The 8,305-nt window shown below is 39.6% G+C and carries 8 protein-coding genes; all 8 read left to right on the top strand.

The annotated features are described in order from the left end of the window. Positions 1-293 precede the first annotated feature (293 nt). The 8 genes from AC4HAL_RS04265 (at position 294) to AC4HAL_RS04300 (ending at position 7,660) form a co-directional block, all read left to right on the top strand. Positions 294-491 carry a DUF951 domain-containing protein gene (locus AC4HAL_RS04265; RefSeq protein ID WP_491093134.1) on the top strand — a complete coding sequence of 66 codons (198 nt, stop codon included), beginning with the start codon at positions 294-296 and terminating at the stop codon, positions 489-491. A gap of 329 nt (positions 492-820) precedes the next feature. Next, on the top strand, positions 821-1,150 hold the full coding sequence (locus AC4HAL_RS04270) for a helix-turn-helix domain-containing protein (RefSeq protein ID WP_491093135.1): 330 nt from the start codon (positions 821-823) through the stop codon (positions 1,148-1,150). An 80-nt stretch (positions 1,151-1,230) separates the two neighbouring features. Beyond that, a complete protein-coding gene (ychF, locus tag AC4HAL_RS04275; protein WP_447452914.1) occupies positions 1,231-2,346 on the top strand; it encodes a redox-regulated ATPase YchF in 1,116 nt (371 codons plus the stop codon). Positions 2,347-2,417: 71 nt separating this feature from the next. Next, positions 2,418-2,987 (top strand): aminoacyl-tRNA hydrolase, encoded by a 570-nt coding sequence (gene pth / locus AC4HAL_RS04280; RefSeq protein WP_491093136.1) that lies wholly within the window; start codon positions 2,418-2,420, stop codon positions 2,985-2,987. Further along, positions 2,980-6,501: a transcription-repair coupling factor gene (gene mfd / locus AC4HAL_RS04285; RefSeq protein WP_491093137.1), complete on the top strand. Its 3,522-nt coding sequence runs from the start codon at positions 2,980-2,982 to the stop codon at positions 6,499-6,501. The genes pth and mfd overlap by 8 nt, the downstream gene beginning before the upstream one ends. Positions 6,502-6,619: 118 nt before the next feature. Continuing rightward, positions 6,620-6,784, top strand: a complete 165-nt coding sequence (locus tag AC4HAL_RS04290; protein ID WP_491093138.1) for a helix-turn-helix transcriptional regulator — start codon at positions 6,620-6,622, stop codon at positions 6,782-6,784. 40 nt (positions 6,785-6,824) lie between these two features. Beyond that, on the top strand, positions 6,825-7,193 hold the full coding sequence (locus AC4HAL_RS04295) for a hypothetical protein (RefSeq protein WP_491093139.1): 369 nt from the start codon (positions 6,825-6,827) through the stop codon (positions 7,191-7,193). Between the two features lie 29 nt (positions 7,194-7,222). Then, positions 7,223-7,660, top strand: a complete 438-nt coding sequence (locus tag AC4HAL_RS04300) for a GNAT family N-acetyltransferase (RefSeq protein ID WP_491093140.1) — start codon at positions 7,223-7,225, stop codon at positions 7,658-7,660. Positions 7,661-8,305 lie beyond the last annotated feature (645 nt).

Genomic DNA, 8,305 nt, shown 5'->3' on the forward strand with positions numbered 1-8,305 from the left:
AAGCTAATTTTAAGTGGTTTAGGCTATACTATAGTCAATCCTAAATAAACTTTTCTTTTTCATAATCTCCGGGAAGTGCTCAGTGTTTTACTGGGTTCTTTCTTTTTATGTCAATAAACTTTCCCTAGGGCGACTCCGATGCCCTAGAACCCACCCTTCTAGCTTATTGCGTATCGCAGAATGGACGTGTCTTTTTCATAATCTTCGGGAAGTGCTCAGTGTTTTACTGAGTTTGTCAGGCTGGAGCTTTTTGGTTATAATAGGGCTACTATTTAGAGATTTTGGAGGTGTCTATGTATCAAGTAGGTTCTTTGGTTGAGATGAAAAAACCTCATGCCTGTACCATCAAGTCAACTGGTAAAAAGGCTAATGAATGGGAAATTACACGCATTGGAGCTGATATCAAAATTCACTGCACCAATTGTGACCATGTTGTCATGATGAGCAGACATGATTTTGAGCGGAAGATGAAAAAAGTCTTGCAACTGTAGAAAGTCTGATGTAAAGTTGACTTTTAACTGTCTTTTTAATGGGATGCAACCTTGAAAAATTTATGAACATCATTTTTCTAGCAATTATGCAACGGTTAGTTGCGATAAAAAGTGCTAATCTACTCTAATATTTTTAGTATAATGAGACTAGAAAAAAGAAGGGTGGTTACGGTGATGACCATGTTTGCAGAACAGCTCAAAAAAATTCGGCAAGAAAAAACATTTCGCAAGAAGAATTAGCACAACAACTCTTTATTTCTCATCAAGCTGTCTTCGCAGTAGCTGATTGAATGTTCCCTTCGCTTCTCTCGTGACCATTCTAATCAGCCTTGCGGGGGTGCGACGACGAAATCATAGATTTCTGTCTTACCGCCAAATGGGAAAATGGTGATGCAACACTTGATTTGGAGAATCTAGTCAAGTTATCAGAAATTCTGAATGTTAACCTAGATGAGTTAGTTAAAGGAAAGCAGCAATCCACTTTTCAAATAGACGAAGATGATGGCGATTTACATTTATTAAAAGGTCGTGAGTATGTCATCAATCCTGAAACTGGAAAATATGAGAAAAGAGATGGTTTGACGATTATTGTTGATTTACTTTCAGAATATTGGTGGGTACTACTAGCTGCTGTCCCTTTATTATTCATTTTCTTATAAATTGCTTGTCACTAGACAAGCTTTTTCTTTGATTTTCTGCTATAATAGTCAGGACGAAAGATGTAATGGAGACTATATAAATGGCTTTAACAGCAGGTATTGTTGGTTTACCAAACGTTGGTAAATCAACTCTTTTTAATGCAATTACCAAAGCAGGTGCAGAGTCTGCTAACTACCCATTTGCGACGATTGATCCAAATGTAGGGATGGTAGAAGTACCAGACGAGCGTTTACAGAAGTTGACAGAGATGATTACTCCTCAAAAGACGGTACCAACAACTTTTGAATTTACTGATATTGCAGGAATTGTAAAAGGAGCTTCTAAAGGTGAAGGTCTGGGAAATAAATTCTTGGCCAATATTCGTGAGGTAGATGCCATTGTTCATGTGGTCCGTGCCTTTGATGATGAAAATGTTATGCGGGAGCAAGGCCGTGAAGATGCCTTTGTAGATCCAATTGCAGATATTGATACTATCAATTTAGAGTTGATTCTGGCTGATCTTGAATCTGTCAACAAACGCTATGCGCGTGTGGAAAAGGTTGCACGTACGCAAAAAGATAAAGATTCTATGGCAGAATTTGCCGTTCTTGAGAAAATCAAACCTGTTCTTGAGGATGGTAGATCTGCGCGTACCATCAATTTTACTGAGGAAGAAGAAAAGATTGTCAAACAACTTTTCCTTTTGACGACTAAGCCAGTGCTTTATGTGGCAAATGTCGATGAAGATAAGGTAGCTAATCCGGACGAGATAGGGTATGTCAAACAGATTCGTGAATTTGCAGCGACTGAAAATGCCGAAGTAGTAGTTATCTCAGCGCGTGCTGAAGAAGAAATATCGGAGCTAGATGATGATGACAAGGCTATGTTTCTTGAGGATCTGGGTTTGAAAGAGTCCGGTGTGGATAAATTGACACGCGCTGCCTACCACTTATTGGGCCTTGGAACCTACTTCACTGCTGGTGAAAAGGAGGTTCGTGCTTGGACCTTCAAGCGCGGGATCAAAGCTCCTCAAGCCGCTGGTATTATCCACTCAGATTTTGAAAAGGGCTTTATTCGTGCGGTTACTATGTCTTACGATGACCTGATTGAGTACGGTTCAGAAAAAGCCGTCAAAGAGGCTGGTCGCTTGCGTGAAGAAGGTAAAGACTACGTGGTTCAAGATGGCGATATTATGGAGTTTCGTTTTAATGTCTGATAATTTTATGAAGAATAAGGCTGGAAGCACATTCCAGTCCTTTTAGTGTGTTTAAGGAAAAGTGATAAATTATGGCAAAATTAATTGTGGGACTGGGGAATCCTGGTTCAAAATACGATAAAACGCGTCACAATGCTGGTTTTATGGCTATTGAACGCTTTGTGGAAAATCTCAACGTTACATTTTCAGAAGAGAAAAATTTTAAGGCAGCAGTTGGCTCAAGCTTTATCAATGGAGAAAAGATTTACTTTGTTAAGCCCCTGACCTTTATGAATGAAAGCGGTCAGGCTGTTCATGCTTTGATGACCTATTACAATCTTGCGCTTAAAGATCTGGTAGTTATTTATGATGATTTGGATATGATGGTCGGTAAGATTCGTTTCCGTCAGAAAGGATCTGCCGGTGGTCACAATGGTATTAAGAGTATTATCAAGCATGTTGGCTCTCAGGAATTTGACCGTATTAAGATTGGCATCGGTCGCCCTAAGCCTGGGATGACCGTAATTAATCATGTACTCAGTCATTTTGACCAAGATGATTATGCGACTATGCAGGCTTCTTTGGATAAGGTTGCAGACGCCCTTAACTTCTATCTAGAAACTCGTGATTTTGAGCAAACAATGCAAAAATACAATGGATAATAGAGATAAAACATTAATAAGCCTATTTGGGCAGAATAAACAGATTCAAGAATGGCAAGATAAGACTGGTTTAATTGATCGTCAGTTAGTTTTGGGCTTATCTGGCAGTACTAAAAGTTTGGCTATTGCTTCTAACTTCAAGGCTAATCAAGGTAAGCTGGTCGTTGTTACGGCTACACAAAATGAAGCTGAGAACTTAGCTGGTGATTTGATAAGCTTGGTCGGGGATGACCAAGTTTATCAGTTCTTTGCAGATGATATCGTCGGAGCAGAGTTTATCGTGGCCTCCCAAGAAAAATCTCTGTCGCGTGTGGAAAGTCTCAATTTTCTATTGAATGAAGATAGCACTGGAATTCTGGTCATCAGTCTTTTAGCCAGTAAGATTTTACTGCCAAATCCTAGAGACTATGCTAGGTTTGTCCTAGATTTTGAGGTGGGTGAGGAGTATCAGATATCTGATTTGGTCAAGCAGCTGACCAACATTGGCTATAAGTCCGTTTCTCAAGTTTTGTCTCCAGGGGAATATAGCCATCGTGGAGATATTTTGGATATCTATGATGGATCTACAGATACTGCCTATCGCTTGGAATTCTTCGGTGACGAGATTGATGGTATCCGAATTTTTGATCCTGAAACCCAAGTATCTCAGACAAATTTGGACTGTGTTCGCCTTAGTCCAGTTGATGAAGCTATATTGACCCAGGAAAATCGTGAGCGAGCGTTGAACCATTTTGATACTGCTATAGCTAAGTCACAAAGTAAGAGGCTTAAGGATTATCTGGAAGGACTCTACACGACAGTAGCGGATGGCCATCGCCATGAGGATCTTAAGAAATTCCTGTCATTCTTTTATGACAAGACCTATACCTTGCTTGACTACCTTCCGAAGGGGACTCCACTCTTCTTTGATGATTTTCAAAAACTGACGGATCGTCATGCTAAGCTAGAGATGGAGATTGCTAACTACCTAACCGAGGGTCTGCATCAGGAAAAGGCTCTGGCTAATCAGGTTTATTTTGCAGATACCTATCAGATACTACGTCATTATCAGCCAGCGACTTTCTTTTCAAATTTCCACAGGGGTTTGGGCAATATCCGCTTTCATCAGATTTACAATCTGACCCAGTATAGCATGCAGGAATTCTTCAACCAGATTCCTCTTTTGATTGATGAAATTAAGCGCTACTCTAAATCTGGTGCTACTGTTGTCTTGCAAGTTGATAACGCGGCTAAATTGGAAAAGCTTCAGGGGACTCTATCAGAGTACGAGTTAAACATTCCTATCGTGGCGGAGGATGATCTACAAGTAGGCCAGATTCAGCTGATTACGGGTCATCTTACCAGTGGTTTTTATTTTGCAGATGAAAAGCTAGTTCTCATCACAGAAAAAGAGATCTATCATAAGACTCCCAAACGCCGTATTAGACGTCAGCATATTAGTAATGCTGAGCGACTTAAAGACTACAATGAGCTGGAAAAAGGGGATTACGTCGTCCACAATACCCACGGAATCGGCCGTTTTATGGGGATTGAGACTATCGAGATTTCTGGTGTTCACCGCGACTACCTGACCGTTCAGTATCAAAATGCGGATACTATCTCTATTCCAGTTGAGCAGATTGAGCTTTTGTCGAAATACATGGCCAGTGATGGTAAAGAGCCTAAAATCAACAAGCTTAATGATGGCCGTTTCCAAAAGGCTAAAAACAGAGTTTCTAAACAGGTTGAAGATATTGCTGACGATCTCTTAAAACTTTATGCTGAGCGTAGCCAGCTCAAAGGCTTTGCTTTTTCACCAGACGATGAGAATCAGCATGAGTTTGACGAGGATTTCTCTTATGCAGAAACGGAGGACCAGCTCAGATCTATCAAGGAAGTCAAAGCAGATATGGAATCAAGCAAGCCTATGGATCGCCTCTTAGTTGGGGATGTTGGCTTTGGTAAGACAGAGGTTGCTATGCGGGGAGCCTTTAAAGCGGTCAATGATGGCAAGCAGGTTGCCGTTCTTGTGCCAACAACAGTTCTGGCCCAGCAGCATTTCAACAATTTTAAGGAGCGTTTTGAAAATTTTGCTGTTGAGGTTGGGGTGCTCAGCCGTTTCCAAACGAAGAAAGAGCAGGCAGAGACGCTTGAGCGGATTGCAGACGGTAAGATTGATATCATTATCGGGACTCATCGTCTTCTTTCAAAAGACCTAACTTTCAAAAATTTAGGCTTCATTGTCATTGATGAGGAGCAGCGTTTTGGTGTTAAGCACAAGGAACGTCTTAAGGAACTTAAAACGAAGGCGGATGTCTTGACCTTGAGCGCAACGCCTATTCCCCGAACGCTCCATATGTCTATGTTGGGGATTCGTGACCTTTCCGTTATTGAGACACCACCGACCAATCGCTATCCGGTTCAGACCTATGTACTTGAGACTAATCCAGGTATGATTCGCGAAGCTATTATTCGCGAGATGGATCGTGGCGGTCAAAGCTTCTATATTTATAATCGTGTTGAGAGTATTGAGCAAAAAGTAGCAGAACTTCAAGAAATTGTCCCAGAAGCTAGTATCGGATTCGTTCATGGTCAGATGAGTGAGATTCAGCTGGAAAATACCCTCTTTGATTTTATTGATGGTGTCTATGATGTTTTGGTAGCAACGACAATTATTGAAACTGGTATTGATATCTCTAATGTTAATACTCTCTTTGTAGAAAATGCAGATCGTATGGGTCTCTCCACACTTTATCAGCTGCGCGGCCGAGTCGGACGCAGCAATCGTATTGCCTATGCTTATCTCATGTATCAGCCAGATAAACTCTTGTCAGAAGCTTCTGAGAAACGCTTAGAGGCGATTAAGGGTTTTACTGAGTTAGGATCTGGTTTTAAAATTGCTATGCGAGACCTCTCCATTCGCGGTGCTGGCAATATCCTGGGGGCCTCTCAGAGTGGTTTTATTGACTCAGTTGGTTTTGAGCTCTATTCTCAAATGCTGGAAGAGGCCATCCAGCATAAGCAAGGGGGATCACGAGTCCGTCAAAAAGGAAACGCTGAGATTAACCTACAAATTGATGCCTATCTACCAGCTGACTATATCAGCGATGAGCGTCAAAAGATCGATATATACAAGCAGATTCGCGAGCTTAACTCCCAGCAAGATTACCAAGATTTGCAGGATGAATTGATTGATCGCTTTGGTGAGTATCCAGATCAGGTCGCTTACCTCCTTGAAATTGGTCTTCTTAAATCCTATATGGACAATGTCTTTGTTGAATTAGTTGAGAAAAAGCAGCAGGAAGTCACTATCCGTTTTGAAAAGTCAACTAGACAGCTCTTCTTGACTCAAGACTATTTTGAAGCTCTGTCTAAGACCCAACTCAAGGCTCGCATTGGGGAACACGACGGTAAAATCGAAGTAATCTTTGATGTACGCCATAAAAAAGATTACGAAATTCTAGAAGAGCTTATGGTCTTTGGCCGTGCTTTTACAGAGATAAAAGAAGGAAAACAAACCAAAGAAAAATTATGAGAAACTTGGTAGATCAATGTGTCAAATCCTTTTGACATAAAAAATGCTGGCCTAGCAAAGATCTTGTATGGTAAAGTTAGGATGAAATGATTAGACTAAAATTATTAAGGAGGTCGAAATGGAGCTACACAATCGCTTGGTTGAATTACGGAAGGCAAAAGGTCTCTCCCAGGAAGAACTGGCGGAAAAACTCTATGTTTCGCGCCAAACAATCTCTAACTGGGAGCGAGGAAAAACCTATCCAGATATCAACTCACTGTTATTGATAGCTACTTTTTTTTGATATCTCCTTAGATAATCTAATTAAAGGAGATGTCGTGATTATGAAACATCATGTAGATTCATCACAGTTAAAGGGATGGTTGATAACTACCGGAATAGTCATCTTTTTAGACTCATTACTGGAACCTATAGGGCGCTTTTATGTAGGACGTTTTGCTATCTTACCTAATGACATGATCATCAGAAATATTTTCATTTTGCCGATACTTTATTGTCTCTATAAAATCTTTTCACTATCAAAAAAACATCATCTTAAAACTTATGGAGAAATTCTAGATTTTATCAATGGGAAGGAAAAAGTAAAGCGAACATTCCTTCAAGAGAGTTTAAAAGGGTTAGGACTTTTACTGGCTATATGGGTTTTAATTATCCTAGGTCAAGCCATTGGATCGCTATTGTTTTTCAAATAGTAGTTAATCGTAATTAGAAAGGGTTTTATATGATTTTTAGACTAATGACGGAAGCAGACTTGGAAGACTGTACACAAGCTTTTGTAGATATTTTTAATGGTGAACCTTGGTACGATGAGTGGACCTTTGAGGGTGCTAAAGAATATATTTCAGATTTTTATCATACGCCAAAGTTTCTAGGTATTTTAGCTATTGAAAACGATGAGTTTATTGGTTTTGTTTATGGAACGATAAGAAATTGGTGGTCAGGAAGAGAATTTTTTATTAACGAGATGGGGGTTAAAAAGGCTTTTCGACAGCAAGGAATTGGAAAAAGGCTGTTAGAGGAACTAAAGAAGCAATTGGCAGATTCAGGTGTTGAAAATTTTGTCTTATTGACTGATCGCGAAACACCAGCGGAAGTTTTTTATCAGAAAACAGGCTTTAAAGCTGTTGAAAGGTTGGTCTTTTATAGTCGGAATATATAATATAGTTTGACAACATCCAGAGACTAGGATAGCTTTTGACTTTACTTTCATGCCAATCTATTCTTTCAAATGGTGGGGCAAGGAGCCATTCGTATGAAGTTGAGATTACAAAATTGATGTTTGCCTATCATGTTTTTATACTTAATCTTATGATGCATTATTTTGTGAGTGATAGTGTCACCATCATATATGTCGGATCCTACCTTCTATTTTATTTCTAACATTTTACTAACTTCGTTTATTTCCGCTATTTGAGAATTGCTGTTATGCTGGTGGGTAGTCAGCAGGATCGTCGCTCCTGAGGCTCTCAGCAAAATCAAGTGCAATTGATTGGATTATTGGTATAGAAGTCAGTTTATTCGCCTGCATAATATGATTATGTGTTATCATTATGTTGCTGTTAGTTTTAAAAAATATGAAAAGTTTATTTGCTTAAACAGATAATTGAGGAATTAAGCTTATTTATGGAGACATAAAGTCGAGAGTGGGACAGAAATCAATAAATCGTGATAAAATCACGATTTCAGACTGAAGACAAAGCTCTTGGAATTACATTTCTAAGAGCTTTTTGCTCTGTTTAGGAGTATACTAAAAGAAAACAGTTTGTGAGGTAAGGCCATGTTTCACAAAGAAAAGCCAGATTAT

The sequence above is a fragment of the Streptococcus sp. ELY_125 genome (assembly GCF_058314535.1).

What these genes read in the sequence shown, in the direction of transcription:
- AC4HAL_RS04290 (WP_491093138.1), top strand. Translation starts at nt 6,620, where the DNA reads ATGGAGCTACACAATCGCTTGGTTGAATTACGGAAGGCAAAAGGTCTC.
- mfd (WP_491093137.1), top strand. Translation starts at nt 2,980, where the DNA reads ATGGATAATAGAGATAAAACATTAATAAGCCTATTTGGGCAGAATAAA.
- AC4HAL_RS04295 (WP_491093139.1), top strand. Translation starts at nt 6,825, where the DNA reads ATGAAACATCATGTAGATTCATCACAGTTAAAGGGATGGTTGATAACT.
- AC4HAL_RS04265 (WP_491093134.1), top strand. Translation starts at nt 294, where the DNA reads ATGTATCAAGTAGGTTCTTTGGTTGAGATGAAAAAACCTCATGCCTGT.
- ychF (WP_447452914.1), top strand. Translation starts at nt 1,231, where the DNA reads ATGGCTTTAACAGCAGGTATTGTTGGTTTACCAAACGTTGGTAAATCA.
- AC4HAL_RS04300 (WP_491093140.1), top strand. Translation starts at nt 7,223, where the DNA reads ATGATTTTTAGACTAATGACGGAAGCAGACTTGGAAGACTGTACACAA.
- pth (WP_491093136.1), top strand. Translation starts at nt 2,418, where the DNA reads ATGGCAAAATTAATTGTGGGACTGGGGAATCCTGGTTCAAAATACGAT.